This is a genomic window from Curtobacterium sp. MCJR17_043 (genome assembly GCF_003224315.2).
Lineage (GTDB): Bacteria > Actinomycetota > Actinomycetes > Actinomycetales > Microbacteriaceae > Curtobacterium.
Map to the genome: position 1 here is coordinate 2,514,106 of NZ_CP126259.1, position 25,755 is coordinate 2,539,860.

General features: G+C 73.9%; 24 protein-coding genes and 2 pseudogenes. 10 read left to right on the forward strand and 16 right to left on the reverse strand.

What is annotated here, in order from left to right; translation table 11 throughout:
- The first annotated feature begins 249 nt into the window (after window positions 1-249).
- Both DEJ15_RS12985 and DEJ15_RS12990 read left to right on the forward strand, forming a co-directional pair.
- Window positions 250-1,246 (forward strand): annotated as a pseudogene (locus tag DEJ15_RS12985) (AAA family ATPase).
- On the forward strand, window positions 1,246-3,096 hold the full coding sequence (locus tag DEJ15_RS12990) for a DUF58 domain-containing protein (RefSeq protein WP_284175089.1): 1,851 nt from the start codon (window positions 1,246-1,248) through the stop codon (window positions 3,094-3,096). The pseudogene DEJ15_RS12985 and the gene DEJ15_RS12990 overlap by 1 nt, the downstream one beginning before the upstream one ends.
- Before the next feature lie 46 nt (window positions 3,097-3,142).
- Here DEJ15_RS12990 and DEJ15_RS12995 read toward each other — a convergent pair whose 3' ends face one another.
- Complete coding sequence (locus DEJ15_RS12995) at window positions 3,143-4,138, reverse strand: stage II sporulation protein M (RefSeq protein ID WP_110824492.1); 996 nt, start codon at window positions 4,136-4,138, stop codon at window positions 3,143-3,145.
- A gap of 123 nt (window positions 4,139-4,261) precedes the next feature.
- On the opposite strand from DEJ15_RS12995, the gene DEJ15_RS13000 reads away from it, so the two are divergent.
- Entirely contained in the window at window positions 4,262-5,131 is an 870-nt protein-coding gene (locus DEJ15_RS13000; protein ID WP_110824493.1) for an RDD family protein, read from the forward strand.
- 28 nt (window positions 5,132-5,159) lie between these two features.
- Here the strand turns inward: DEJ15_RS13000 and ahcY are convergent, their stop codons facing one another.
- A complete protein-coding gene (ahcY, locus tag DEJ15_RS13005; RefSeq protein ID WP_110824494.1) occupies window positions 5,160-6,638 on the reverse strand; it encodes an adenosylhomocysteinase in 1,479 nt (492 codons plus the stop codon).
- A gap of 33 nt (window positions 6,639-6,671) precedes the next feature.
- On the reverse strand, window positions 6,672-6,899 hold the full coding sequence (locus tag DEJ15_RS13010; protein ID WP_110824495.1) for a DUF3499 family protein: 228 nt from the start codon (window positions 6,897-6,899) through the stop codon (window positions 6,672-6,674).
- A 162-nt stretch (window positions 6,900-7,061) separates the two neighbouring features.
- Here DEJ15_RS13010 and DEJ15_RS13015 point away from each other — a divergent pair, with 162 nt between their 5' ends.
- Window positions 7,062-7,397, forward strand: a complete 336-nt coding sequence (locus DEJ15_RS13015) for a metallopeptidase family protein (protein WP_284175090.1) — start codon at window positions 7,062-7,064, stop codon at window positions 7,395-7,397.
- Window positions 7,398-7,488: 91 nt separating this feature from the next.
- On the opposite strand, the gene DEJ15_RS13020 is transcribed toward DEJ15_RS13015, so the two are convergent.
- The 8 genes and pseudogenes from DEJ15_RS13020 to manA form a co-directional block, all read right to left on the reverse strand.
- Window positions 7,489-7,629, reverse strand: a complete 141-nt coding sequence (locus DEJ15_RS13020) for a hypothetical protein (RefSeq protein ID WP_284175091.1) — start codon at window positions 7,627-7,629, stop codon at window positions 7,489-7,491.
- Between the two features lie 49 nt (window positions 7,630-7,678).
- Window positions 7,679-8,890, reverse strand: coding sequence for a DUF5719 family protein (locus DEJ15_RS13025; RefSeq protein WP_284175092.1), 1,212 nt, complete (start codon window positions 8,888-8,890; stop codon window positions 7,679-7,681).
- Window positions 8,887-9,978, reverse strand: a complete 1,092-nt coding sequence (locus DEJ15_RS13030) for a hypothetical protein (RefSeq protein ID WP_284175093.1) — start codon at window positions 9,976-9,978, stop codon at window positions 8,887-8,889. The genes DEJ15_RS13025 and DEJ15_RS13030 overlap by 4 nt, the downstream gene beginning before the upstream one ends.
- A 554-nt stretch (window positions 9,979-10,532) precedes the next feature.
- A complete protein-coding gene (locus DEJ15_RS13035; RefSeq protein ID WP_284175094.1) occupies window positions 10,533-11,741 on the reverse strand; it encodes a glycosyltransferase family 2 protein in 1,209 nt (402 codons plus the stop codon).
- Window positions 11,742-11,834: 93 nt separating this feature from the next.
- The gene (locus DEJ15_RS13040) at window positions 11,835-12,167 is read right to left on the reverse strand and encodes a WhiB family transcriptional regulator (protein ID WP_375232109.1); all 333 of its coding nucleotides are present in this window, start codon (window positions 12,165-12,167) and stop codon (window positions 11,835-11,837) included.
- 223 nt (window positions 12,168-12,390) lie between these two features.
- Window positions 12,391-13,354: pseudogene (gene galE / locus DEJ15_RS13045) on the reverse strand (UDP-glucose 4-epimerase GalE).
- 68 nt (window positions 13,355-13,422) lie between these two features.
- Window positions 13,423-13,566 (reverse strand): hypothetical protein, encoded by a 144-nt coding sequence (locus DEJ15_RS13050; RefSeq protein WP_284175095.1) that lies wholly within the window; start codon window positions 13,564-13,566, stop codon window positions 13,423-13,425.
- On the reverse strand, window positions 13,563-14,642 hold the full coding sequence (gene manA, locus DEJ15_RS13055; RefSeq protein WP_284175096.1) for a mannose-6-phosphate isomerase, class I: 1,080 nt from the start codon (window positions 14,640-14,642) through the stop codon (window positions 13,563-13,565). Before manA ends, DEJ15_RS13050 begins: the two co-directional genes overlap by 4 nt.
- On the opposite strand from manA, the gene DEJ15_RS13060 reads away from it, so the two are divergent.
- The 4 genes from DEJ15_RS13060 to DEJ15_RS13075 all read left to right on the forward strand — a co-directional run bounded on the left by DEJ15_RS13060 (window position 14,641) and on the right by DEJ15_RS13075 (window position 18,969).
- Window positions 14,641-15,726: an acyltransferase family protein gene (locus DEJ15_RS13060; RefSeq protein ID WP_284175097.1), complete on the forward strand. Its 1,086-nt coding sequence runs from the start codon at window positions 14,641-14,643 to the stop codon at window positions 15,724-15,726. The two genes, manA and DEJ15_RS13060, sit on opposite strands and share 2 nt — an antisense overlap.
- 309 nt (window positions 15,727-16,035) lie before the next feature.
- Window positions 16,036-16,827: an SGNH hydrolase domain-containing protein gene (locus tag DEJ15_RS13065; RefSeq protein ID WP_284175098.1), complete on the forward strand. Its 792-nt coding sequence runs from the start codon at window positions 16,036-16,038 to the stop codon at window positions 16,825-16,827.
- 13 nt (window positions 16,828-16,840) lie between these two features.
- A complete protein-coding gene (locus DEJ15_RS13070) occupies window positions 16,841-18,331 on the forward strand; it encodes an acyltransferase family protein (protein ID WP_284175099.1) in 1,491 nt (496 codons plus the stop codon).
- Window positions 18,304-18,969 (forward strand): SGNH hydrolase domain-containing protein, encoded by a 666-nt coding sequence (locus tag DEJ15_RS13075; protein ID WP_284175100.1) that lies wholly within the window; start codon window positions 18,304-18,306, stop codon window positions 18,967-18,969. Before DEJ15_RS13070 ends, DEJ15_RS13075 begins: the two co-directional genes overlap by 28 nt.
- 515 nt (window positions 18,970-19,484) lie before the next feature.
- Here the strand turns inward: DEJ15_RS13075 and DEJ15_RS13080 are convergent.
- Entirely contained in the window at window positions 19,485-19,670 is a 186-nt protein-coding gene (locus DEJ15_RS13080; protein WP_284175101.1) for a hypothetical protein, read from the reverse strand.
- Window positions 19,671-20,038: 368 nt separating this feature from the next.
- Between DEJ15_RS13080 and DEJ15_RS13085 the strand changes: the two genes are divergently transcribed.
- A complete protein-coding gene (locus DEJ15_RS13085; protein WP_349814711.1) occupies window positions 20,039-20,374 on the forward strand; it encodes a hypothetical protein in 336 nt (111 codons plus the stop codon).
- A gap of 179 nt (window positions 20,375-20,553) precedes the next feature.
- Here the strand turns inward: DEJ15_RS13085 and DEJ15_RS13090 are convergent, their stop codons facing one another.
- The gene (locus tag DEJ15_RS13090; protein ID WP_284175102.1) at window positions 20,554-21,105 is read right to left on the reverse strand and encodes a hypothetical protein; all 552 of its coding nucleotides are present in this window, start codon (window positions 21,103-21,105) and stop codon (window positions 20,554-20,556) included.
- A gap of 151 nt (window positions 21,106-21,256) precedes the next feature.
- The gene (locus DEJ15_RS13095; protein WP_284175103.1) at window positions 21,257-22,009 is read right to left on the reverse strand and encodes a hypothetical protein; all 753 of its coding nucleotides are present in this window, start codon (window positions 22,007-22,009) and stop codon (window positions 21,257-21,259) included.
- A 120-nt stretch (window positions 22,010-22,129) separates the two neighbouring features.
- Between DEJ15_RS13095 and DEJ15_RS13100 the strand changes: the two genes are divergently transcribed.
- The gene (locus tag DEJ15_RS13100; protein WP_284175104.1) at window positions 22,130-23,404 is read left to right on the forward strand and encodes an exopolysaccharide production protein; all 1,275 of its coding nucleotides are present in this window, start codon (window positions 22,130-22,132) and stop codon (window positions 23,402-23,404) included.
- 30 nt (window positions 23,405-23,434) lie between these two features.
- On the opposite strand, the gene DEJ15_RS13105 is transcribed toward DEJ15_RS13100, so the two are convergent.
- Complete coding sequence (locus DEJ15_RS13105) at window positions 23,435-24,199, reverse strand: polyprenol monophosphomannose synthase (protein ID WP_110824506.1); 765 nt, start codon at window positions 24,197-24,199, stop codon at window positions 23,435-23,437.
- Entirely contained in the window at window positions 24,196-25,644 is a 1,449-nt protein-coding gene (locus DEJ15_RS13110) for a glycosyltransferase family 87 protein (RefSeq protein WP_284175105.1), read from the reverse strand. The genes DEJ15_RS13105 and DEJ15_RS13110 overlap by 4 nt, the downstream gene beginning before the upstream one ends.
- Between the last annotated feature and the right edge of the window lie 111 nt (window positions 25,645-25,755).

Below are 25,755 nucleotides of genomic sequence, written 5' to 3' on the forward strand. Positions count from 1 at the left end.
GACCGTGCGCTCGTCGCCGGCGCGACCGCCCTCGACGACCTGGAGGACGCGGTCGGCCTGGCCGTGTCCGGGGACGTGCGCCGAGCCTCCCGGACGGCTCCGCCGAGGACCACCGACGACGCGACCCGCACTCCCCCCCACAGGTGCGCCCGCGCGGCGCGGTCCCCGGGACGGCGTCGCCGGCCGGGCCGCACCGCCGACACCCCCGTCCACGACACCGACCCCGCCCACACCACCAGGAGGACGACCGTGACCGACCTGCCCACCACACCCGCACCCGGGCCCCGCTCGGGCGGCGACCCCCTGCGCGAGGTCCTCGGTCGCGTCCGCACCGAGGTCGGCAAGGCCGTCGTCGGCCAGGAGGGCGCGGTCTCCGGCATGATCGTGGGTCTGCTCGCGCAGGGACACGTCCTGCTCGAGGGCGTCCCCGGCGTCGCGAAGACCCTGCTCGTGCGGAGCCTCGCGGCGGCGATGTCGCTCGACACGAAGCGCATCCAGTTCACACCGGACCTGATGCCCGGCGACGTCACCGGCTCGCTCGTGTACGACGCCTCGACCGGGACGTTCCCGTTCCGCGAGGGACCGGTGTTCACGAACGTGCTGCTCGCGGACGAGGTGAACCGGACGCCCCCCGAAGACGCAGTCCGCGCTGCTCGAGGCCATGGAGGAACGCCAGGTCAGCGTCGACGGTGCCGCCCGGCCGCTGCCCGACCCGTTCTTCGTCGCGGCGACGATGAACCCCATCGAGTTCGAGGGGACGTACACGCTCCCGGAGGCGCAGCTCGACCGTTTCCTCATGAAGCTCACGCTCGACCTGCCACCGCGCGACGTCGAGTGGCAGGTCCTCCGCCGGCACGCCGACGGGTTCGTGGCGCGGGACGTCCGTTCCGCCGGCATCGTGCCCGTCGTCGGCGTCGACGAGGTCCGTGCCGCGCAGCGCGCCGTACAGGCCGTCGGTGCCCGGGACGACGTGCTCGCGTACGTGGTCGACCTGGCCCGTGCCACCCGGCAGGCACCGTCCGTCCGCGTCGGGGTGAGCCCGCGCGGGTCGACCGCGCTCCTCGCCGCTGCGAAGGCCTGGGCCTGGCTGACCGGCTACGACGCCATCACGCCCGACCACGTGCAGGCGATGCTCCTGCCCGTCTGGCGGCACCGGCTCCGCATCGCGCCCGACGCCGAACTCGAGGGTGTCGGGGCGGACGGCGTGCTGCAGCAGGTGCTCGAGCAGGTCCGGGTGCCGATCTAGTGGCCGTCACCGGTCGGTTCGTCGCGCTCCTCGCCGTCGCGATCGTCCCCACCGTGTTGCTCGGCAGCGGGTGGGGCGGTCTCGCGTGGATCGGCCTCGTGGTGCTCGCCGCCGCCGTCGACCTCGTGCTGGCGGCCGACCTGCGGCTGGTGCGGGTGGAACGCCGGATGCCCCGCCTCGCCCGCCGCGACACCACGGCCGAGGGGACGCTGGTGCTCGCCAACGACGGTCGGCGGGTGCTGCGGGCGGTGGTCCGGGACATGTGGGAGCCCTCGGCCGGCCACGGACCGCGTCGGATCCCGATGACCGTGCCCGGAGGCGAGCGCCGCACCGCCCGGATGCGGTTCGCCCCCTTCCGTCGCGGCCGACGCACCACCGCCGGGATCGCGCTCCGGGCAGCCGGCCCACTCGGACTCGCCGCGCGGCAACGGGTCGTCGCTGCGCCGGACGCCCTGGTGGTCACCCCGCCGTTCCGGTCGCGGCGACACCTGCCGTCACGCCTGGCCCGCCTGCGGGAACTCGACGGCGAGACGACCCTGCAGCTGCGCGGGCACGGTACCGAGTTCGACTCCCTCCGCGACTACGTCCGCGGGGACGACGTCCGGTCGATCGACTGGCGTGCCACGGCCCGGCGGCAGGACCTCGTTGTGCGCACCTGGCGGCCGGAGCGCGACCGCCGGGTCGTGGTCGTCGTCGACGCCGGTCGTGCCGGAGCCGGACGGGTCGACGACGAGCCCCGCCTGGACACCGCGATCGAGACGGCGCTGCTCGTCGGGGCGCTCGCCGCCGCTGCCGGGGACCGGGTCGACCTCGTGGTGCTCGACGACACCGTCCGGGGTCGCGTGCACGGCGCCACCCGGGCGGACGTCGTGCAGCGGTTCGGGGAGACCCTGGCCACCGCCGAGCCCGGGCTCCGGGCCACCGATTGGGCGGCCGTCCCGGCGATCGTCGACGCGGTGACGACGCAGCGGGCACTCGTGGTGCTCGCGACGAGCCTCGACTCGGTGGGCGCGTCCGGCGACCTGCTCGCGGTGCTGCCCGTGCTCGGCCGTCGGCACGCCGTGGTCGTCACGTCGGTCGAGGACCCCGCCGTGGTGCGGATGGCCGCGACCGGTGGGACGACGGACGGGGGGCGGGGCGGACGCGGCGGGTCGGCGCGCCGGACGAGACCGGACCGGACGCGACGGGACCGGGCGCGCTGCCAGGGACCGGGCCGGAGACGGAGCCCCGACGGGTCGCCGGACCGGGTCGTCGCATCGGCTCGGCTCGTCACGGCTGGACGGCTGGTCGGTGCGGGACGGCTGGTCAGTGCTGGACGGCCGGTCGGTGCGGGACGGCTGGTCGCGGAAGGACGCGGAGCAGGTGTACCGACGCGCCGCCGCGGAACGGACGCTCCTCGACGCCGACGGCGTCGCGGACGTCGCCAGACGCGCGGGTGCCGAGGTGGTGCGGGGGGCTGCCCGAGGACGTCCCACCGCGCACCGCGGACGCGTACATCCGGGCGAAGGCGTCCGGGAGGCTCTGACCCGGTCCGGCGGGCGGGTCGCGACGGACGCGGCGCACGGGTCCGGAGCGAGCAGGGCGCGGCGGACGCGGCGCACGGGTCCGGAACGGGCAGGGCGCGGCGGACGCGGCGCACGGGTCCGGAACGGGCAGGGCGCGGCGGACGCGGCGCACGGGTCCGGAACGGGCAGGGCGCGGCGGACGCGGCGCACGGGTCCGGAACGGGCAGGGCGCGGCGGACGCGGCGCACGGGTCCGGAACGGGCAGGGCGCGGCGCACAGCCGCGGAGCGGTCGGTCGCGGCGGACGCTGTGCACCGCCCCGGAGCGGTCAGTCGCGGGCCGCTGACCGCCGGTGGCCGGTGGCCGGGCGCCGGGCGCGGCCGCGGACCGGATCAGCCCGCGACGATCGCCGCGGCGCCGCGGTCGAACTCGTCGAGGTCCCCGCGCTCCCCCGCCCGGTACGCCCGACCGCCGAGCACCCACTGGTACGCCAGGACCAGGGCGAGCGCGACCGTCCCGATGCCGATCTTCACCGGCCACGGCCACTCCTGCCGGGTCACGGTGCCCTCGACGACGCCGGACAGCAGCAGCGTGAGCACGAGCCCGATCGCGACCGTGATGAGCGCCCGCCCGTCCTCGGCGAGGGCCTGCGCGCGGGTCCGGGCACCGGGGGCGATCCACGACCAGGCGATCATGAGGCCGGCACCGCCCGCGAGGAAGATCGAGTACAGCTCGAGCTGCCCGTGCGGCGCGATGTAGAGGAAGAAGTCGCCGAGCCGCCCCTGCGAGTGCATGATCGACGCCGAGACACCGAGGCTGACCGCGTTCTGCATGATCGCGTACGGCACGAACAGTCCGGTGATCCCGAACGCGACCATGCTGGCCGCGATGTACGCGTTGTTCGTCCACACCTGCGCGGTGAAGGCACCGAGGCCGTGGTCCGAGTAGTAGTCGACGAAGTCCTGCGTCGCGTACTGCCGGAGCGCGGCGTCCGTGCCGAAGGTGGCGACGGCGCCGGGTGTGGAGGCGATCCAGACGGCCGTGATGCCCGCGACGAGGACGGTGGCGACCGCGACCCAGATGGTCACCCAGCGGATGCGGTACAGCGCTGCGGGCAGCTGCAGTGCGAAGAACCTGGTCAGCACGGTCAGCGGGTCGGCCGGTGTCCCGGTGAACCGGAGCCGGGCACGGTGCAGGGTCAGGGACAGCCGGTCCCCCGTGGCGGACCGGGGCGCGGCGGCCCGGATCCGCGCGAGGTCGGTCGCGGCGGCCTGGTACCCGGCGACCAGGCGGTCGACGTCGGCACCGGAGGACGGGCGGCGCCGGGCGAGCCGGTCGAGCTCCGTCCACCGCTCGCGGTGCACGTCCGCGTACGCGTCCAGGTCCATCCGTCTCCCCCCTCGGTCCTCCGCCGCCGACGGCCGTCACGGCGTCGGCCGGGACGTCGCCTCCACCATCACCGTGTCGAGCCCGTCCTGCCGCTCGTGGCACGCTTCCGCCAGAATGATCCCATGCCGAAGCGCAGCACGCCCCGCGACCTGGCGGACGGACGCTTCGTCCGCGCGCTCGACGACACCAACGACGCACTCGTCGTCGGCGAGGCGGTGGCGCTCGACGTCGTCCCGGCGGGCATCGTGCTCCGTCTCGCGGCGGCGCTCCTCGACGCGCTCTCCCTCGGCGCGCTCCTCGTGATGTTGCTCATCGGCCTGTCGCGCGTCTGGCCGACAGGTATCGACGACGCCTGGGCGGCCGCGTCGCAGATCGCCGTCGTCGTGACCGTGTTCGTGCTCGTCCCCGCGGCCGTCGAGACGGCGACCCGGGGCAAGAGCGTCGGGCGGTACGCGCTCGGGACGCGGGTGGTCCGGCTCGACGGCGGCGCGGTGTCCTTCCGCCACGCCTTCACCCGGTCGCTGGTCGGTCTGCTCGAGCTCTGGGGCACCGTCGGGTCGCTCGCGCTCGTGGTCGCCCTGTTCGGCTCCCGACCGCGCCGCCTCGGCGACCTGCTCGCCGGCACCGTGGTCCAGCACGAACGACTCCCGCGCTCCGCTGCCCCGTCGGTGTCCCTGCCGCCGTCACTGGCCGGCTGGGCCCGCGTGGCCGACGTCCGAGCGCTGCCCCAGCGGCTCGAGAACCGGCTCGGGGCGTTCTTCCGCGGGGCCGCGTCCGTACAGCCGGCGCACCGGGACGCCGCAGCCCGCGCCCTCGCGGCCGAGGTCGCCGAGTACGCGCACCCGGTCCCGCCGGTGCCGCCGGAGGAGTTCCTGGCCGGTGTCGTGGCGCTCCGACGACAGCGCGACGCCCGGGCGTTCAGCTCCCGGCTGCGCGCGCTCGACACGGCCACCGGTGTGGCGGGCGCCCGCCCGCCCGGCTTCCCGCGCTGAGCCACGCGGACGCGAGCCGGCGCCGGCGTCAGTACCGGTAGTGCTCGGGCTTGTACGGGCCCTCGACGGCGACACCGATGTAGGACGCCTGCTCCGGACGGAGTTCGGTGAGCCGCACGCCGAGCGCGTCGAGGTGCAGCCGCGCCACCTTCTCGTCCAGGTGCTTCGGCAGCACGTAGACCCCGGTCGGGTAGGCGTCGAGGCGGGTGTGCAGCTCGATCTGCGCGAGCACCTGGTTCGTGAACGAGTTGCTCATCACGAAGGACGGGTGCCCGGTCGCGTTGCCGAGGTTCATGAGGCGGCCTTCACTGAGCACGAGGATCGAGCGGCCGTTCGGCAGGCGCCACTCGTGCACCTGCGGCTTGATCTCGACCTTCTCCACTCCCGGCAGGGTCTCGAGCCCGGTCATGTCGATCTCGTTGTCGAAGTGCCCGACGTTCGCCACGATCGCGAGGTGCTTCAGCGCCAGCATGTCCTCGACCCCGACGACGCCGAGGTTGCCCGTGCAGGTGACGACGATGTCGACCTCGCCGGCGACGTCCTGCAACCGGGCGACCTGGTAGCCGTCCATCGCGGCCTGCAGTGCGCAGATCGGGTCGACCTCGCTGACGATGACGCGCGCGCCCTGCCCACGGAGGGCCTCGGCAGCGCCCTTGCCGACGTCGCCGTAGCCGACCACGAAGGCGACCTTGCCGCCGATGAGGACGTCGGTGGCCCGGTTCAGCCCGTCGGGCAGCGAGTGGCGGATGCCGTACTTGTTGTCGAACTTCGACTTCGTCACGGAGTCGTTCACGTTGATCGCCGGGAACTTCAGCTCGCCGTTCCGGGCCAGCTCGTACAGCCGGTGCACGCCCGTCGTGGTCTCCTCCGTGACGCCCTGCACCTCGGCCGCGATGCGGGTCCAGCGGTCCGGGGACTCCTCGAGCGAGGCGGCGACCGTTGCCAACACGATCTTCCACTCGGCGCTGGCGTCCGCACCGGCCTCGGGCACCCGGCCCGCTGCCTCGGCGTCGGCACCGGTGTGCACGAGCATGGTCGCGTCACCGCCGTCGTCGAGGATGAGGTTCGGCCCGGTCCAGTCGGCCCCGGCCGCCGCGGCCTCGGCGCTCCAGTCGAAGACCTGGGTGGTGCACCACCAGTACTCCTCGAGGGTCTCGCCCTTCCACGCGAACACGGGGACGCCGGCCGGGGCATCGGGCGTCCCGGTCGGGCCGACGGCGACGGCCGCGGCCGCTTCGTCCTGCGTGGAGAAGATGTTGCAGCTGGCCCAGCGGACCTGGGCGCCGAGCGCGACGAGGGTCTCGATGAGGACGGCCGTCTGCACGGTCATGTGCAGCGAGCCGGCGATGCGCGCGCCTGCGAGGGGCTGTGAGGCGCCGAACTCCTCGCGCAGGGCCATCAGGCCGGGCATCTCGTTCTCGGCGAGGCGGATCTGGTGGCGTCCGGCCTCGGCGAGCGTGAGGTCGGCGACGCGGAACGGGACGGCGGCGCGGGTTTCGATCGGCATGGGGACCAGTCTCCCACGGTCTCCGGACCCGGGTCAGGACGGGGTGCGGTCCGGGGTCCTCGGCGGCGGGTCGCGGCGGACGACCTGCCATCCCCGCGGCACCCGGAGCGTCGCGGCGTGCCGGGCGCAGAGGTCGTAGCCGTGCGGTTCGACGCGCGTGGACAGCGGTCCGACGACCACCATGGAGTCGGCGTAGTCGTACGTCAGGGTCGCCGAGGCGCCCGCGCCACAGGCGACCTTGCTGCAGATCCGTACGTCCATACCGTCTGCGACCCTACCGGCAGCCGCCGTGGGGGGCCGCCGCGTACGATGGGCGGATGCGTCGCAAGCCCCCTCCCGTCCCGCGGGTCGACCGTGCTCGCGGGCGTTCCCGGCACGGCCGGGGGGTACCGCTCGAGCGTCACCGGTCCCGAACTCGCACCCGTGACGACCCGCGCCGAGGTCTTCGACCGCGTCGTCGGCGACACCGCGCACTACCTGGTCGGCCTCTGGCCGGAGGAGCTCGCCGGGGTCGTGTTCCAGGTCGCGGACATGCCGCACGACGCGACGCTCCCCGACGCTCTGCCGCGGTGGCGGATCGACCGGGACGGCCGCCGCGTCACGGTGTTCCGGATCCCGGTGGAGCGCGTGACGCACAGCCCGGAGAAGGACGACGTGGACCGGCGCATCGTCGTCGAGACCGCGGTGTTCCGCGCCGTGGCCGAGCTCATCGACAAGGACCCGTGGGACCTGGCACCGGACCGCTACCGGCACTGGTGACCCGGGCCTCCCGGCCGGCACCGCGCGCCGGCGACGACCGCCGGCCGATCCGGCGGACGCACCAGCGGCAGACCCGCCAGCGGCAGACCCGCTAGGGGTAGACCCGCAGCGGGCTGGACACCTCGGTGGACGGCCGGACCGGGAACCCGGCGATGCCGTCGTCGCCCTGGTACGTGACGCCGGCGACCAGTCCCGCCGCGCCGGTGATCCGCAGCTGCTGCGTGCTCGGCACGCTGACCGTCGCGGTCGACCCGGAGGCGACCTCGACCTCCTGGGAGTCCTCACCGGACGCGATCGTGACGGTCGCGTCCTCCCGCGTGGGGTTGACGAGGTTGAGCCTGGCACCGGAACCGGGGGGCGACGGCGGTGACCGTCGACGCGCCGAGCGGTTCCGCCGAGGCGAACCAGCCGAGGTCCGTCCGGCCGTCCTCGGTCGGCGTGGTCGTGCGCGCCGCGGCGACGATCGGCACCGTCGAGGTGATCGTGAACGAGTACCGGCCGTCCGGGAAGTCGTCGAGCGGCACGTCGGTGACGATGCCGGGCTCCGCGGTGGCGTCCACGGTGGTGCCACCGCCGTCCGCCGTCGTGATGCCGAGCGTCACCCTCGCCGCCCGGTCCCCCCGGCACGTAGAGCCGGAGCGCGGGTGCCGCGTCCGCGGTGTCCTCGCCACGCTGCGCCCCCCTCGGCGTCGTCGAGCACGACACCCGGGATGACCTGCGTGCGCGCGGGAGCGGCTCCGCCCGAGACGATGTCGAACCCACCGGGGGGTGAGCGTCCGGACGACGGTCTCCTGCATGTGCGCGACGATCTGGCCCCCGGTCGAGGTGACGTGGACCACCGTCGCGCCCTGGTCGGTGACGAAGCCGGAGAGCGGGACGACCTTCTGGGAGTTCGGGGCGACGACGATGCCGGTCGTGCCGGGCGCGCTGACGGTGCCCTCGGCGTCGGCGATCGCCAGGTCCACGGTCGCGTTGACGTCGGTGGGGTTGGCGAGCGTGACGAGGCTCGTCCGGCCGGTCTCCGTCGAGCCGCCGACCAACCAGGTCGACTGCGACGGGTCGTCGCACGACGCCGCCCCCATGCCGACCAGGTCGCCGTCCGAGACGCTCTGGACGCTGCTGCCGGCGACCTGCGGCGCGGTGTCCCCGGCGGGCGCGGTGAGCAGGGTCGGGTCGCTGCTGCCGGTGCTCGACCCCTCGAGCTGCGTGCGCTCGACGGTCCCACCCGTGGTGGCGCTCGCGATCTCCGGGGAACCGACCGCGCTCGCCCGGGTGGCGTCGTTGCCGGCGTCGTCGGAGAGCCGCAGCGCGCTCCCCGCGCAGACCCGTTCCGCCGCGGCGGGGACGGGCGTGACGGTCCGACCCGCCGGGTGCCCGGGCGTCTCGCTGGTGCCGATGGTGTGCGCGGCGGCGATCGTGCCGGCCGCGACGACGACGGCGACGGCGGTCGCGGTGCCGCGGAGCGCCCAGCGGCGCGCGGTGCTCGTGCTCATTCGTCGCGCTCCTCGTCGAAGGTGGTGGCGGGTTCGTCGGCCTCGATCACGTTCGAGGTGGCACGGCGTCGACGCGGCGCGGTCGGGACGGCGAGCAGTGCGGCGGCACCGAACACGATCCCGATCACCACGAGGTACAGCACGTGCGTGGCCTTCGCGGCGGCGGACCCGGTGCTCGTGCGGTCGACGTCGCCCTCGTAGTGGAAGAGCGCGCCGTTCGTCGTCTCGCCGATGCTCGTGAAGAGCGCGTTCTGGCCGATCGCCCCGGCCGCGCGGTCGTGGACCGCCCGGGCCTCGGGGTCGTCCGGCGCGTCGTCGAGCAGCACGAAGCTGACGCCGAGTTCCCGGAGCGCCGGCTCGGGGTCGTAGCCACTGCGGCTCGCGAGGTTCCCGGCCAGCGTGGCCAACCGCGAACCGGACCGGCTGAGCGACAGCGCGGTCGCGTCGAGCGTGGACTGGTCGTCCAGGGTCGAGCCCTGGCCGCGCTCGAGGGAGACCGCGAGGGACCCGTCGGTCTGGGGCTGCACGACGAGGGTGCCGACGTCCGGGTTGGCCTGCGCCTCGGCGTTGACGTACGCGCTCAACACCCGTCCTGAGGTCGGCTGGATCGCCGCGCGGTCGAGGTAGAAGGCCCCGAACGCAGGCGCGACGGCGACGGCCGCGAAGACGCTCGCGACGAGACCGACGACCGGGGCCGCACGTGGCACGGTGTCGATGCCGATGCAGGCGGCGATCACGAGGGCGAGGGCCATGACGGACAGGGCGCTGCCCGGCCAGACGATCGTCGTCGTGGACCCGACACCGGTGACGGCGAGGTGGGTCGCGCCGAACGCGGTCGCGTACCCGAGGAGTGCGGCGACGAGCGCGGTGCCCGCGAGGGTCCAGCGGTGCCCGAGCACGGCGCCGAGGGCGCTGGCGGCGACCGGGAGTGCCAGGACCGCCATCGCGACGGGCAGCACCGCGCTGCCGAGGCCGAGGGGCGCGGTGGCGGACAGCCAGCCGTTCCAGTCCGGCAGCGGCTGCCCGATGGCGAGCTGGAGTGCGCTCGGCGCGGGTGTGGCCGTCGGTACGCCCGGGTCGGCGAACACGGCGAGCGGGTTCCCCCCTGCCCACCTGCGCGAGGACCAGCGGCAGGAACAGCACGGCTGCCGGGACCGGCACGAAGACGCGTCGGTGCGCGTGCCGGAAGCCGACCACCAGGGCGACCAGCCACCCGACGAGCAGCACCGGCAGGAGCGACGGGGCGCACGCGGCGACGACCGCGAAGAGCAGCGCGGCGCCCGACGCGGACGCCCACGAGCGGTGCGCCTCGACGAGCGTCAGGAACAGCCAGGGCAGCAGCACGTGTGCGATCACGGCGCCGAGGTGACCCGAGGTGACCGCGCCGACGAGCGCGGGGGCGAGCGTGTAGAGCACGGCGCCGATGACCGGGACCCAGGTCCGCGTCGTCACCTTGCGCACGGCCGCCCAGGCGCCGAACGCGGCGAGCGGGAACGAGAGCAGCATCACGACGACGACCGAGGTGGACGGCGACCAGAACGTGATCGACCCGAGGACGGCGAGCACCGCGGCGAACGGGTCCGACGGTCCGGTGGAGCCGGTGCCGAGCGAGTGCCAGCCGTACCCGACGTTCCGCCAGAGGTCACCGACGTCGGTGCTCAGCGGCAGGAGTCCCCCGCCCGTGAGCGCCGGCGAGCCGAGCAGGGGGGAACAGCGTCACGACGCTCAGCACGACCGCGGCGAGCACCACCCAGACGCCGCCGTCCCCGAGGAAGGACGCGCGGGCGACCGGTGCGTCCTCCGCCCGCGCGAGCTCGACGTCACGCGATGTGGTGCGGTGTTCGTGCACCCTCCGCCAGCTCACGCGGAGCGGCTCGATCGCCGCCCACCCGGTCTTCCGGTTCGCGGCCAGCGTCCGACGGGCACGTCGGACGCCACCGCCGAAGGCGACCGCGAGCGCGGCCGCCAGTTCACCGGCGACCGCCGCGGGGTGCTTGGCGACGAGGTGTCCGACCGCGCGGCCGACGGCGAAGGGCAGGAGCGTGAGCCAGTGCAGCCAGAGGACGCCGACGGGCGCGTAGGTGAGGCGCCGGTGCAGCTGTGCCTGCCGGTGCATCCGCACGCGGCGACGCTCGGAGACCTTGGCGCGGCCGAACTCCTCGATCGGCCCGGCGCTGGTGGCGCGGGCCTCGGGCACGACGGCGACGCGGTGCCCCGCCAGGCGCGCGCGGACGGAGAAGTCGAGGGCGGCGTCGACGTCCGGCAGCGCCGGGTCGAACCCGCCGAGGCTGTTCCAGACGGACCGCCGGACGAGCATGCCGCCGGCCGAGACGCCGAGCACGTCGGTCTGGCGGTCGTGCTGCCCCTGGTCGAGTTCGTCCTGCACCAGGGTGACGGAGCGCCCGAGCCGGGTCATGCTCTCGCCGAAGGCGGCGATGCGCGCCGGGTCGTCGACGTGGACGAGCTTCGGCCCGGCGATCGCGACCGACGGGGCGATCTCGACGGCCGCCAGGAGTGCCGCGAGCGTCCCGGGCGTCGGGGTGTTGTCGTGTCCGACGAGCCAGAGCCACTCGTCGACGCCGTCCTCGGCCTCGGCGCGGGGCGCCACCCGCTCGCCATGCCGCACGGCTTCGCCGAACGGCCGGCCGGCCGGGATCCGGGAGAGCTGGGCGCTGCCGCCGAACGAGAGTTCCGAGGTGGACCCGTCGGTGGACCCGACGTCGACGACGACGAGCGCCTCGGGCGGACGGGTCTGCGCAGCGAGGGCGTTCAGCGTGCGGTCGAGGTGGTCAGCCGCATCGGCGGCGACGAGGATCGCTGTGACGCGGCGTGAGGAGGCACTGGGCTGCATGACGGCGCCACTCTACGGGCCGGGAGGCTCGGTTCCGGTGGGCGGCGGCGGCGCGTTGCGAAGGTGGCCGGACCGGCGCCGGCCGGCGGCGACTCAGGCGCGCTTGCGCAGCTTCCGCCGTTCACGTTCGGAGAGGCCGCCCCAGATCCCGAACCGCTCGTCGTTCTCGAGCGCGTACTCGAGGCACTGCGCCCGGACCTCGCACGAGGTGCAGATCTTCTTGGCCTCGCGGGTGGAGCCGCCCTTCTCGGGGAAGAACGCCTCGGGGTCGGTCTGCGCGCAGAGCGAGTCGACCTGCCAGGAGAGCGGGTTCTCATCGTCGGTCTCGGTCGTCCGACGGACTCCCGGCACACCGAGCGCCACCGGGTCGACGTGCCAGTCGTCCGGCACTCCGGCTTCGAAGTCGGATGCACTCACCCTGATCACCCCTTGACGTCTCGGTTGCGGCCCTGACGACGATGCCGTCGGTGTAATTACAGCGGTGTGATTCCCCGGAGTCAAGTCGCGGATCATAGGAGCCCCTCCGCGTTCCGCCGTCGCATGTCCCCCCATTCGGGCGTGTCGCGCCGTGTCCAGACCCGATCCGGGGGGACACGGAACGACCCCCCGCGGCCAGGACGACCACGGGGGCCGACGGCGCGGCGACCGGTCAGGCGGCGTGCCGCCGGGCCTCCCAGGCGCTCGTCACCATGTCGTCGAGCGAGTGCCGCATCGCCCACTCGAGGTCCCGCGCGGCGGCCTCGCCGGTCGCGACGATGCGGGCCGGGTCGCCGGCGCGCCGCGGGGCGACCTCGGGCCGGAAGTCGATGCCGGTCCCCCCGCGCCATCGCGTCCATGATCTGCCGGACACTGACGCCGTCACCGCTGCCCAGGTTGTAGGCGCGCTGCAGCGGTGCACCGGTCTCGAGCTTCCGGGCCGCGACCGCGTGCGAGTGCGCGAGGTCCGCGACGTGGACGTAGTCGCGCACGCAGGTGCCGTCCGGCGTCGCGTAGTCGTCACCGTTGATGCGCGGCGTCCGACCGGCGAGCAGGGCGTCGAAGACGAGCGGGAACAGGTTGTGCGGGCTCGCGTCGTACAGGTCCGGCTGCCCGGAGCCGACGACGTTGAAGTAGCGCAGCGAGGTCGTGGTGAAGCCGCGTGCGACCTCCATGTCCCGCAGCAACCACTCGCCGATGAGCTTCGACTCGCCGTAGGGCGACTCCGGGGCCTTCGGGGTCTCCTCCACGACGACGTCGACGTCCGGCGTGCCGTAGACCGCCGCGCTCGAGGAGAACACGACCTTGTCGACGCCGACCTCGGCCATGGCCCGGAGGAGCGTCGCCATGCCGGTGACGTTCTGCTCGTACGTGTGCAGGGGCCGCTCGACCGAGACCCCGGCGTACTTGAACCCGGCGACGTGCACGACACCGGTCACCGCGTGGTCCCGCATCGTCCGCTCGAGGAGCGTGCCGTCGAGGACGGTGCCCTGGACGAACGGGACGTCCTCCGGCACGAACGCGCGGAACCCGCTCGAGAGGTCGTCGAACGCGACCGTGTCGATGCCCGCCGCACCGAGCGCGCGGACGACGTGGGACCCGATGTACCCGGCACCGCCGGTGACCAACCAACTCATGCCGCCACGCTAGCGGAACGGGCGCCGGCGGCCCGGTGGCCGCCCGTCAGTCGCTGGTCAGGCGCCGATCAGGCGCCGGTGGCGATGAACACCGTCGCGGTGGTCCCGCTGCCGGCGTCGGCCTCGACCGTCACGTCGCCCTCGTCCGGCGTGATGTAGCAGGACTCGCCCCGGCGGAGCAGGGTCGCCGAGTGCGCACCGACCAGGGTCACGACCCCCCTCGGTGCAGATCGCGATCGACGGCCCGTCCAGGGGCGCGGTGCCACCGGCACCGACCGGTCGCCCGTCGTTCGTCACGCGCACCAGTGCGAAGCCGACGCCCTCCGGCGCGAACCGGTCCACCGCGGGCGCGAGGTGCTCCGGCTCGAGGAGCGGTGCCGGGTGTGGGGTGAAGTCGAGCACGCGCAGGAGCTCCGGCACGTCGACGTGCTTCGGCGTCAGGCCCCCCGCGGAGGACGTTGTCGGACGGCGCCATCAGTTCGATGCCGAGCCCGTCCAGGTAGGCGTGGATGTTGCCGGCGGGCAGGTACATCGCCTCGCCGCGGGCGAGCGTCACCCGGTGCATGAGGAGCGACACCACCACGCCCGGGTCCTCCGGGTAGGCACGGGCGAGGTCGGCGGCGGTCGCGGTGTTCGGCGTCACCCGACCGTCCGCGCCTGCGGCGGCGACCGCCTCCGTCGCGAGGTGCCCGACCGCGCCGATGACCGCGCGGGCCGAGTCGTCGGTCTCCTCGAGCCAGCGGACGGTGTCCTCGAGCCCGTGCTGCAGGTGCACGACGAGCGGACCGAGCCGACCGGAACCGGCGTCGAGCACCTCGACCTCGGCGAGCGCGTCGGCGACGGGTCGGAAGCCGCTCAGCGCCTCGAAGCGCTCGCTCAGGGCGACGACGAGCTCGGGCTTCGGGAACGGGTCCTTGTAGTTGCGCGCCGGGTCGTCGAGCGGGACCCCGGCGGCTTCCTCGCGGTCGAAGCCCTCCCGGGCCTGCTCCGGGGTCGGGTGCGCCTGCAGGGACAGCGGGGCCGCGGCGGCGAGGACCTTGAGGAGGAACGGCAGCCCGGACCGGTCCGTGCCGAGGGCGGTCTCGGGCTCGGCGGTGATCCAGTCGAGCACCGTGTCCGCGCCGCCGACCATCGCGGGGTTGACCACCACGCTGGGGCTGCCGGCGTGGGCACCGAGCCAGAGTTCGGCCTGCGGGACGCCGGTGACGGTCCGTCCGAGCAGTTCGGGGATCGCGGAGACGGAGCCCCAGGCGTAGTCGCGCGGGGTGTTCGTGATGCCGAGGAACATGGTCCGAGCGTATCCGGCCGACCCGACGGTCACCGCCCTGCGACGCGGGACGCCGCAGTTCTTCCGTAGACTCTCCCGGATGTCCGAGACGAGCAGTACGCGAGCCCGCCCGACGGACGGCACCCGCTGGGACGTCCAGGCGCTTCGTGCCTTCGCGGTCCTGGCGGTCGTCGTCTACCACCTGTGGCCGCACCGGCTGCCCGGCGGCTTCGTCGGCGTGGACGTCTTCTTCGTGGTCTCCGGTTACCTGATCACCGGTCACCTGCTCCGCGAGCTGCTCGCCTCCGGACGCATCGCACTCGCCCGGTTCTGGTCCCGCCGTGCGCTCCGCCTGCTGCCGGCGGCGTTCCTCGCGATCGCGGCCACCGGGGTCACCGTGCTCCTCGTCGTGCCGTCGGTGCTCTGGGGGCAGTACGGTCGGCAGTTGATCGCGTCGACGATCTACCTGCAGAACTGGCAGCTCGCGTCCGACGCCGTCGACTACCTGGCCGGCGACGACGACCCGTCGCCGTTCCAGCACTTCTGGTCGCTCTCGGTCGAGGAGCAGTTCTACATCGCGCTGCCGCTCGTCCTGATCGGCACCGTCGCGCTCGTCCGGATCCTCGCCCGCCGCGCGGTGTCGCCCGCGGTCGTGGTCCGCGTCGTCCTCCTGGTCGTCGTGGCGGCCTCGCTGGCGTGGAGCGTCGTGCAGACGCAGACCTCGCCCGGGGTCGCCTACTTCTCGACCGCCACCCGCGCGTGGGAGTTCGCCCTCGGTGGCCTCGCCGCGACGCTGCCGGTCCCGACCACCGGTCGCCGACGCGTCGCCCTGCTCCGGGCGACGGGGACGTGGGCGGGCGTCGCGTTCCTGGTGGCGTCACTCGCGGTGCTCGACGGCGGGACGCCGTTCCCGGGGTCGGCCGCGCTCCTGCCGGTCCTCGGGGCGACGCTCGTCGTGCTGCTCGGCGGGGGGGGACGGCGCTCGAGTCGATCGGGCGGTGGGCCCCGGTCGCGCACCTCGGGCGTACCTCCTACGCGATCTACCTCTGGCACTGGCCGGCGATCGTCCTGGCACCGTTCGTCCTCGGGCGGGACCTCGACCTGACGGGCCGCGTCGTCGTGCTGGTCGGGTCGGTCGTCGTCGGGACGCTGTCCACACTGCTGGTCGAGGAGCCGTTCCGCTTCGCGTCCCGCGTCCGCCGCTGGCGTCCTCGTCGCGTCGCGGTGACGGCGATCTGCGCCACGGTCGCGGTGGTGGCGCTCGGCGCGGGCACGCTCGGGACGCTCCAGGTGCAGCAGACGCAGGCGCAGGAGGCCGCCCGGCGGCTCGAGCGCGGCGACGTCCGGTGCTTCGGCGCCGCGGCGGAGATCGGGTCCGCGGACCCGTGCGTGAACCCGGACCTGCGCTCGGTGCGTGTCCCGGCCCCCCGCGAACGCCAAGCGCGACGACGCGAACCGCGACGCCTGCTGGTCCGACGGGGCGGGCCAGTTCGCCCGCTGCACGCTCGGTCCGGAGATCGGCTGGACGAAGCGCTTCATCGCGCTCGGGGACTCGCACAACAACGCCCTGATCGACGTGTACCAGCGCATCGCCGAGGCCAACGGCTGGCGGATCGACGTCGCCGGTCACCCGAGCTGCTACTTCACGGCGGCGGACCAGTCCGCTCCCAGCGCCGGGCTGCTCGCGAGCTGCACCACGTGGAAGCAGCGTGCGATGGCGTACATCGAGGAGAACCACGAGGACCTCACCGCGGTGCTCGTGACGCACTCGGCGACCTCCCGCCCGGTGCTGGCCGCCGGGGACGTCTCGGCCGAGGACGCCACCGTCGACGGGCTCGTGACCGCGTGGCGGACCGCGACCGACGCGGGCGTGCCGGTCATCGCCATCCGCGACAACCCGGTCCCGGCGAAGGGCGTCGTCACCTGCGTCGCCCGGATGACGGGGCCGACCACCACCGCGTGCGACCAGACCCGTTCAGCGGGCACGGCGCCCTTCGACGGCCAGGAGCAGGCGGCCAAGCGGATCGGTCGGCTGGCGCAGGTCGTGGACCTGACCGACCTGTACTGCACGGACACGACGTGCCCGGCCGTCATCGGCGGGGTGCTCGTGTACCGCGACAAGACGCACATCACGAACACGTTCGCGAAGACCCTGCGGCCCTTCCTCGAGCGCGGCATCGAGCGGGCCCTGCAGCGCGCCGAGTGAGCCGGATCGGGGGGTGTGCGGGCCCGTAGACTCTCGGCGATGTCCGCGACCGCCCCCCTCCGACACCGACACCGTCCCCGGCACGCGCTGGGACATCCAGGGGCTGCGCGCGTTCGCCGTCCTCGCCGTGGTCCTCTACCACCTGTGGCCGAACCGCCTGCCGGGGGGCTTCGTCGGCGTCGACGTCTTCTTCGTCATCTCCGGGTACCTCATCACCGGGCACCTGCTCCGCGAACAGATCCGCTCCGGCCGTGTCGAGCTCGGCTCGTTCTGGGCACGGCGCGCTCGTCGGCTCCTGCCCGGTGCGTTCCTGACGATCGTCGTCACCGGTGTGGTGGTCCTGCTGGTCGTCCCGAGTTCGCTGTGGGGGCAGTACGGGCGCGAGCTCATCGCGTCGACGGTCTACCTGCAGAACTGGCAGCTCGCCTCCGACGCCGTCGACTACCTCGCCAGCGACAACCAGCCCTCGCCCTTCCAACACTTCTGGTCGCTGTCGGTCGAGGAGCAGTTCTACATCGCGCTGCCGCTCCTGTTGCTCGTCGCCGGCTGGGTCCTGCGTCGGACCCGCGGCGCGAGCCCCGTCCGCACGGCGCGCCTCCTGCTCGGTGTCGTCGCGGTCGCCTCGCTGGTCTGGTGCGTCGTCGAGACGCGGACCGGACCCGGCATCGCCTACTTCTCCACGGCCACCCGTGCGTGGGAGTTCGCACTCGGCGGGCTCGTCGCGACCGTCCCGCTCGCACTCGCGGACACACCGCGGGTCCGCCTCGTCCGGACGGGAGGCGCGTGGCTGGGCGTCGCGGGACTCGTCGCGTCCGTCGTCGTGATCACACCGGCGACGCCGTTCCCGGGCACGGCCGCACTGCTGCCGGTCCTGTCGGCCGCGCTCGTCGTCACCGCCGGGGGGTCGCAGCGGCCTCGAGGTGCTCGGTCGGCTGGCGCCCGTCGCGTTCACCGGCCGGATCTCGTACGCCGTCTACCTGTGGCACTGGCCCGCCGTCGTCGTCCTGCCGATGGTGCTCGGACACCCGCTCGGCACGCGGAGCAAGCTCCTGGTGCTCGTCGGTTCGTTCGTCCTCGCCGCCGTGACGACGCTCGCCGTCGAGGAGCCGCTGCGGTCCTCGGCCCGGGTCCGACGGCTGCGGCCCCGCCGCGTGGCCCTGTTCGGGCTCGTCGCCACCGTCGCCGTCGTCGCCCTCGGCGCGGGGACCCTCACCGCGCTCCAGGTCCAGCAGCAGCAGGCCGCGGCGTTCGCGGAGCGGCTCGAGCGCGGCGACGTGCCCTGCTTCGGCGCCGCCGCCCGGATCGGCTCGTCGGACCCCTGCGTCGACCCGCGGCTCGCCGACGTCCGTGTCCCGGCGCCCGCTGCGGGTCGCGCGCGACGACGCGAACAGCGGTGCGTGCTGGTCGAACCGCACCGCGGACTTCAACGTCTGCCCGCTCGGGCCGGAGACGGGGTACCGCCGACACCTCCTCGCGGTGGGCGACTCGCACAACAACGCGCTGATGACCGCGTACCGTGCGATCGCGGAACGCGAGCACTGGCGGATCGACGTCGCCGGGCACATCGGGTGCTACCTGACGACCGCCGTGCAGGAGGCCCCGACGCAGGGCTACACGGACAGCTGCCAGGGCTGGAAGCGCGCCGCGACCGCGTGGATCGCCGGGCACGCCGACGAACTCGACGCGGTGGTCGTCACCCACGCGACGACCAAGAGCCCGGTCGTGGTCCCCACCGGCAGCACGAACGACGAGACGGTCGTGCAGGGGCTCGTCGACGCGTGGCGGACCGCCACGGACCGCGGGGTCCCGGTGATCGCGATCCGGGACAACCCGATCGCCCGGGACGACGTCGTGGCCTGCCTCGCGCAGATGCAGGGACCCACGACCGGGGACTGCGACATGCCACGGGAACAGGCCCTCGCCGCCTTCGACGGGAACGAGGAGGCCGTCCGGGTGCTCGGCGACTCTGCGCGGTACGTGGACATGACCGATCGGTACTGCACCGCCACGGTCTGCCCGGCCGTGATCGGCGGGGTGCTGACGCACCGTGACCCGACACACCTCACGGCGACGTTCGCCACGACGCTCGCGCCGGCACTCGGCGACCGACTGCGCGCTGCGCTGGACTCGCTGGCACCGTGACCCCGCGCGCTAGCCTGTCCCCCGTGACGAACACCTGGCCACTCGCCCGCGGCAGCGTCTCCGAGCGCGAGGCGTTCGCCCTGGCGACCACCGTCCTGCTGACACTGTCCGCCGGCGACGCCGTCCCGAACACGATCACCTGGTACGGGGCGGCACTCGTCTGGGCCGCCGAGGGGGGCGTGGGGTGTGAGCGTGGTCGTCCGTGCTCGCCCGCCGTTCGTCCGGGTGCCGCCCGCTCTTTGGCTCTTCCTGGCCTGGTGCCTCGTGACGGTGCTCTGGTCGCACTGGCGCTGGGCGACGCTCGCGAGTCTCGTCGCCCAGGTGGTGTGCGCGCTCGTCGCGTTCGCCATCGCCTCCACCCTGACGTGGCGCCGGATCCTGGACGCGACGAGCCTGGCGTTCCGGTGGGTACTCGGACTGTCGCTCCTCTTCGAGGCCGTCGTCGCCGTCGTGGTCCGGCACCCGATCGCACCGATCTGGACCGACTACGGCGACCGCGACGTCCCGGACGCGTTCTACTCCTCCCGCGCGGAGTTGCTCACCGGCGGACGGATCCAGGGGCTGCCCGGGAACGCGAACCTGCTCGCGATGGTGGCGCTCGTCGCCGCGATCGCCGTGGCGGTGCAGCTCACCGAGGGTCGGATGCGCCGCAACCGCGCGATCGGCTGGCTCGTCGTCGCCGTGCTCGTGCTCGCGCTCACCCGGTCCTCCACGGTCATCGTCGCCGCCGTCGTGGTCGTCGCCGTGCTCGCTGCCGCCCTCTGGATGCGCCGCGTCCCGGACGGTCGCCGCGCTCCCCGGTACGCGGGACTCGTCGGCGTCGCGGTCGTCGTGGGCGGTGCCGTCCTGCTCGCGCGCGGCCCACTCACGGAGCTGCTCGGGCGGTCGTCCGACCTGACCGGGCGCGGGACGATCTGGCAGGCGGTCTGGGGGGCTCGTCGAGCAGCACCCGGTCGTCGGCTGGGGCTGGATCGGCTACTGGTGGCCGGACATCCCGCTGCTCGCGCAGCTCGCGCCGCGGAACGGCGTCACCTACCTGCAGGCACACGACGCGGCCCTCGACGTCTGGATGCAGACCGGCCTGGTCGGGCTGGTGCTGTTCGCCGCCTACGTGCTGACCACCCTGAGCCGGTCCTGGTCGAGCGCGACGCGCGCCGGGTTCGGGCCCGACCTGGCCCCGCGGCCGTTCGACCCGGTGACGCTCTTCCCGTTGCTCGTCGTCGTCGCCCTGCTGGTCCAGTCCGTCGCCGAGTCGCGGCTCCTCTACCAGGGCAACTGGGTGCTGTTCGCCCTCCTCGCGATCAAGGCGCGCACCGTGCTGGTGACCGAGGAGCCGGTGTCCGTGGGCGACGGCGTCCGCACCCCGTCCGCCCGACGCGAGTTCCGGTGGGCCGCACGCCGCTGACCCGGGGACCGTGCCGCCGACCCGGGGACCGTGCGCTGAGCAGCGGACGGACCGGTCGACGGGGGCCGGTCCCGTCGCTGGTACCCGCGATCGCGGCGGACCGGGCCGTCACCGCGGACCGGGCCGTCACCGCGGACGGAGCTGGTCAGCCGCGCCGCAGCGCCCGGACCGGAGTCGCCTCAGCGGTCCCGGAGGACGAGCGCGCAGGGCACGTGGGCATCCCAGGGCAACGCCCGGACACGCAGCACCGCGTCCGGGTCCGCCCGGCACCGGGCCTCGGCGTCCGCGAACTGGGGCTGCCACGCCGGGCCGACGCTCCGTTGCGCGACGCCCGGGAGGTTCGCGACCCACGACGTGACGACGAGCGCGACCACGCACCACCCGGTGGCGGCGAGGACGACGCGCGCCGCGCCTCCCGTCCGTCCCGACACCCGTGACCGGAGGACGTGGCCGTCGACGAGCACCGAGGCGGCCACGACCAGCGCAGCGGTGAGGAGCAGGCCCGCCGCGGCGGCGTAACGGGACGGCGTCGCGTCGACGAGGGACCCGGGTCCGGACCGTGACCAGTGGCCGTCGGCCGAGGCGTTGGCGACGAGTGCCGCGGTCCAGGTGGCGGCGGACCCGACGGCGAGGGCGGCGGCGAGCACCGCCGCCCGACGGCGGCGCGTGACGGCCGCGAGCACCACGGCGATGACGACGACGAGCGCGATCCCCACGGCGGGGAGTGCCACGACCGACCACCCCCCGGTCCAGGACCGCGCGACCGACCGACGCGACGTCGGCTCGCCACAGTCCCCCCGACGGTCTGCAGGAGCCATCCGCTGAGGACGTCCCGCGCCGTCGGGTCGCCCCGTTCGGACTCGCGCTCCGTGGTGAGCGCCGTCACGACCTGCGCGGCCCCCCGTGACCACCGCGGCGACGGTGACCGGCAGCGCCAGGAGGCGGCCGGACGTGCCGCGCCGCCCCGGGGTACCGAGCTGGTCCGGAGAGCCGGGCCGACCCGGGGTCACGGGTCCTCCCGCGGCGGCAGGCGCGACCGACCCGGTCGGCGACGGCAGCCAGGAGAGCACGAGGAGCGGCAGGAAGAGGACCGCCTGCGCCTCGGTGCCGACGACCAGGACCGTGACCGCCGCCAGCGCGACCGCTCCCACCCAGGTCCGGACGCGGTACGCGAACAACCACGGTGCCAGGAACAGGCCGAAGGTGTGCAGGTTCGCGGCCGTGCCGGAGACCTCCCAGGGGGGCGGCCGGCAGGAGCACGGGGACGGCGGCCAGCACGAGGCGCAGCGGCCAGGAGGGCACTGCGTCCCGCGCGAGGACGAACACACCCGCACACACGGCACCGACCAGACAACAGCAGATGGCGGACACGGCGAGCGCGTAGCGGTCGACGGGGAACAGGAGCGCGGCGTCCACGACCGACCGCGGTCCGAGGTGCAGGTACCCCGCGTAGGGCCGCAGGAGCGTGTCGACCGGACCGAACGCGATCCGTTCGCGGAGGAAGAGCCCGCCGTCCTCCGCCCAGGCGGTCCCCCGCGCCACGGCGCCGAGGCGTGTCCAAGCCGTCCAGGCGGCGAGCACGCCGACCAGCAGGACGGCCGACGCCGTCCAGGGGCCCGAGCGTGAGAGAGCCATCCCGCGTGACGGTAGCCGTTCATGGACGATCCGTCATATCGACGCTCCGCGATGACGGACGTCGGCCTCAGCCGGGTGCGACAAGATGGACGGATGACGGACGCCCGGACGACGCGACGCGTGCGCGCGCGCCGGTACCTGTCCGCGTGGATCGGGTTCTCCGCCGGCGGACGGTTCAGCCAGGCCCTCGCCACCGCGATCGTGCTCTTCGCGTTCGCCGAGCCGACGGTCCGCGTCCTGGTCGGTACGGCCGGCACCTGGGCTGTGCTCGTGACCCTGGTCGTGCTGGCCGGACTCAGCCTGCTCGGACAGCGCTACCGCATCGAGTGGCACGGGGTGCTGCCGCTGTCGCTCCTCGCCCTCGTCGGGTACTGCGGCCTGAGCGTCCTGTGGAGCGAGTACTCCTGGGTCGCACTCCGGGGCTTCACCGCGACGGTCGGGTTCGTCGGGCTCGGCCTCTACCTGGCGCTCGGACGCGACCTCGTCCAGGTCATCCGCGCATGCGGCGACGCGTTCCGCATCCTGCTCGTCGTCGCCCTCGGACTCGAGGTCCTGTCCGGGCTCGTGCTCGACGTGCCGATCCCCGCCTTCGGCATCCGTGGCGACATCGCCTACGGCGGCCCGATCCAGGGCATCGGCGGGACCCGGAACTTCATGGGCTTCATCGCCGCCGTGGCCCTCGTGACGTTCGTCGTCGAGTTCCTCACCCGGTCCGTCACGATGTGGCGCGCGATCGGATCGACCGCGACGGCGGTCATCACGCTCATGCTCGTGCAGTCACCGATCACCGGACTCGCGATGATCGCGCTGGCCGTGACGGCGCTCGCGCTCTGGTCCCTCCGACACGTCCGGGCCGGCACACGACCGGTGGTGAACACCGTCCTGGGCTCCGTCGTGGTCGCGATGGGCGTGTTCGTCGTGCTCGCGCGCGACCGCCTGCTCCCCGAGATCGGAGCCGCGGGCGGGACCTCGACGCGCCTCGAGCTCTGGCGGCAGATGCGGGTGTTCATCGACCAGTACCCGATCCAGGGCTGGGGCTGGGTCGGCACCTGGCCGGTCGAGCCGGTCGTCCCCTACGTCACGTTCGTGGACCCCGTCGGCGCCCGCTTCACCTCGGGCCTGGACGCCGTCGTGGACGCCTGGCTGCAGATCGGGCTCGCCGGCATGCTGCTGCTCGTCGGTGCCGCGCTGCTCGCCTTCGCACGCTCCTGGGTCACCGCGACGACGTTCCCGGGCGTCGCCTACGTCTGGCCGGCCGCCGTGCTCGTGCTGCTCGGGGTCACGAGCGCGGCCGAGAGCTACGTCCTGCACGGGGCCGGGCTGATGCTCTTCGTGACCGTGCTCGTCGTGTCCGCCCGACGACGGTCGTGGCGGCGGCGCCTGGCTCCGCTCTGAGCAGGGCCGTCCGCAGCCTCCCGGTGCCCGCTACGCCCGTCGCGTGGCCCCGGGCCGGAACCGGCGCTGCAGGCCCCACTGCGTCGTCCGGACCATCGCCTCGACGATGATGTCCTTGCTCATCTTGGACACGCCGTGGATGCGATCACGGAAGCGGATCGGCACCTCGACGATGCGGCCGCCGAGGTCGTGCGCGCGCAGCGTCATGTCGATCTGGAAGCAGTACCCCTTCGAGTCGATCGACCCGAGGTCCATGCGCGCGATCGCGTCCGCCCGGTAGACGCGGAAGCCCGCCGTGATGTCGTGCACGTCGAGACCGAGCATGAGCCGGGCGTACGTGTTCGCCCCGCGGCTGAGGAACTCGCGGCGCTTCGGCCAGTCGACCACCGACCCGCCACGCATCCACCGCGACCCGATCGCCAGGACGACGTCCTCGGACGGGTCGGCGTCCGCCACGGCGCTGATGAGTGCGGGGAGCCGGTCCGCGGGGTGCGAGCCGTCCGCGTCCATCTCGGTGAGCAGGTCGAAACCGTGTTCGAGGCCCCAGCGGAAGCCGGCGACGTACGCGGTGCCGAGGCCGAGCTTGCCGGTGCGGCGCAGCAGGTGCACCCGCTCGTCCGTCGCGGCCAGGGCCTCGACCAGGTCGCCGGTGCCGTCCGGACTGCCGTCGTCCACGACGAGCAGGTGCGCGGTCGGGACCGTCTCGAGGATGCGTCGCGCGATGTCGTCGATGTTCTCGGCCTCGTTGTACGTCGGGACGATCACGAGGGTCCGGAGGTCGGTGCTGTTGGTCATGTCTCTCTCAGGTTCTGCGGTCGTGCACCGGTCAGCGCGAGCCGTTCCGGTCGATCAAGGTGCAGGGCACGGTGGTCGCCCACTGCGGCCCCGGTGCGATCTCCACCGTCGCGTTCCCGGTGGGCTCCCGGGTACAGGCCGACTCGGACGAGTCCACCTGCTGGTCCCAGAACGGTCCGCCCTGGCGGTTCGCCTTGTCCATCTGGTAGTTGGTGACGAACGTCGTGACGATCGCGAGCGCCACGAGTGCCGCGGCGACCGCCGCGACCACACGTCCGCCCCGCGACCGGGCCGTCCGGGCACGCCGGAGCGCCACGTCGACGACGACGGCGAAGGCGGCGATGACGTAGATCGACGCGGCCGCGCTGTAGCGGAACGTCCACACGCCCAGCCACTTCTCGTCGTCGAAGTGGGCGAACGCGAGCATCTCGTTCGGGTTGAACCAGACGGCCCCGAACCAGACGACCGCGGAGCCCCAGAGCATGGACGCCAGCACCCAGCGCTGGCGGGCGACGCCGGACCACAGCCCGGCGAGGACGACCAGCAGCGCCACGGTGAAGGGCACGAGGACGATGCCGAGGCCGTGCTCCGCGATGAGGCGCCCGACGGTCGGCATGCTCCAGGTGACGGAGCCGGCGACCGGTTGGACCACGTACCCGAGCGCCATGTCGGCGACGGTGTCGTGCGGGACGCTCGCGGGTGCGCGGGGGGTGCATGAGGGTGGTGACGACCTGCGCCGCCCCGCCGACCACGGTGCCGGCGATGACCGGCCACCGGTGTCGGTTCCGGATGCCGAGCAGGAACAGCGGGAAGAAGGCGACGACCTGGATCTCGGTGAGCCCGGCGAGCAACGTCGCGACGCCGAGCAGGATCCCCTTCGTCCACGACCGGACCGGGGTGAGGAGGGCGAACGGGACGAGGAACATCAGGAACCAGTGCAGGTTCGCGACGTTGGCCTGGATCTCCATGGGGCCGAGCGGCACGAGCGCCGGCACGAACGCGAGCAGGACCCGCGCCACCACCGAGTCGAGCACGCCGGCTGTGAGGACGTACACGGCGGCACCGACGGCTCCCGTCACGAGCACGCAGAGGACGGAGACCGTGACGGCGAACCGGTCGATCGGCGCGGCGTGCGAGGCCACCGCGACGAGCAACCGCGGCACGACGTGCAGGTACCCGGCGTAGTCGTGGAACAGCGCTCCGAGGACGCCCATGTCGAACTGTTCCTCGAGGAAGACCTTGCCGTCCTCGGCCCAGACCGTGTTGCGCACCTGCGCCGTCAGGCGGAACCAGCCCGCTACGCTCACGACCACCCAGAGCACGAGCGGCACGCCGATCGCGATCAGCCGGTGACGGAGCCCCGCGGGGTCGTCCGTTCCCCTGGCGGTGGCCACCCCTCGGGCGGTGTCCGCCGAGTCCCCTGTCGGCGGTCTTGTCTCGAGCACCGGATGATCCTCTCACAGCGTCGGCACGGGACCCGGAAGGACCTCCAGGGTGTCTCCCCGGCGGCCGGCGGGCGGGAGCCGGACCGCGGGACTGCACGAGGCCCCGGTCCA